General features: G+C 72.7%; 1 protein-coding gene. It reads right to left on the bottom strand.

The window, feature by feature from the left end; translation table 11 throughout:
- Positions 1-47: 47 nt before the first annotated feature.
- Positions 48-932: a fructosamine kinase family protein gene (locus tag ACTMTI_RS56915; protein WP_441129417.1), complete on the bottom strand. Its 885-nt coding sequence runs from the start codon at positions 930-932 to the stop codon at positions 48-50.
- Between the last annotated feature and the right edge of the window lie 27 nt (positions 933-959).

Raw genomic sequence — 959 nt, forward strand, 5'->3', positions numbered from 1 at the left:
TGGCTCCCTCCACAGCGGTCCGAAGGCAGTGATCTTCTGAGCTGAGCTCAGGGCTGCTGCCGGAACGGGGCGAGCGTGGCGCGCACGAGGTCGGCGGCGCCCCAGTCGGGGTCGAACTGGGCGATCACGGCCAGGTGCTGGCGTAGCTGGAGGATCGGCATCCGTTCGCGCCAGTCGCGGTCGAGCCCGGTCAGCTCGGCGTACAGCTCGAAGAACACCTGCGCCTCGGGCGGCGGTGCCGTCGTCCACACGTGGGCCAGGTCGACCTCGGCCCACGTGTACGACACGGCCGGGTCGATCAGCACGGGCCGCCCGTCGGGGGTGGCCATGACGTTCAGCGCCCACAGGTCGCCGTGCGTCAGGCACGCGGGCCTGACCGGCAGCAACTCGGGCAGCCGGTCGCACAGCCGCTCCAGCGCCGCCCGGTCCGCGGCGTCGAGCGCCTCCTGGACGCGACGCTCGCCGAGCCAGCGCAGCAGACGGTGCTGGGCGAAGAACTCGAACCCGTCGTCATCCCAGGTGTTGACCTGCCGCCGACGGCCCAGCCAGTTGTCCCGGTGCCACCCGAATCGGGGGTACCGCGTGGTGGTGTGCAGGTGGGCGAGCGCATGCGCGAACTGCTCCCAGAAGGCCTCGGTGCCCGGCCGGGGCTGCAGCACGGACAGCACGAGCAGGTCGCGGTCCGCGAGGATGATCTCGGGCGTGGCGACGCCGCCCGCCTCGCGCAGCACGGTGAGCCCTTCGGCCTCCGCGGCGAAGGCGTCGTCCGACGGCGGCTCGCCGAACGCCTTGACGAACACCGACGTGCCGTCACCGCGGCGCGCGAGCCCCGCGGTCGCGGCGAGGCCTCCAGTGGCTGGCTCTACCGCGACGACGTCGGTCAGGCCGGCCGCGTGCAGGCGTTCGAGCAGGAAGGACGTCGCGTCTGTCACGGGTGTGCTCCTCTCTGCTGGTCACGC

The organism is Nonomuraea sp. H19, assembly GCF_052068215.1.
Lineage (GTDB): Bacteria > Actinomycetota > Actinomycetes > Streptosporangiales > Streptosporangiaceae > Nonomuraea.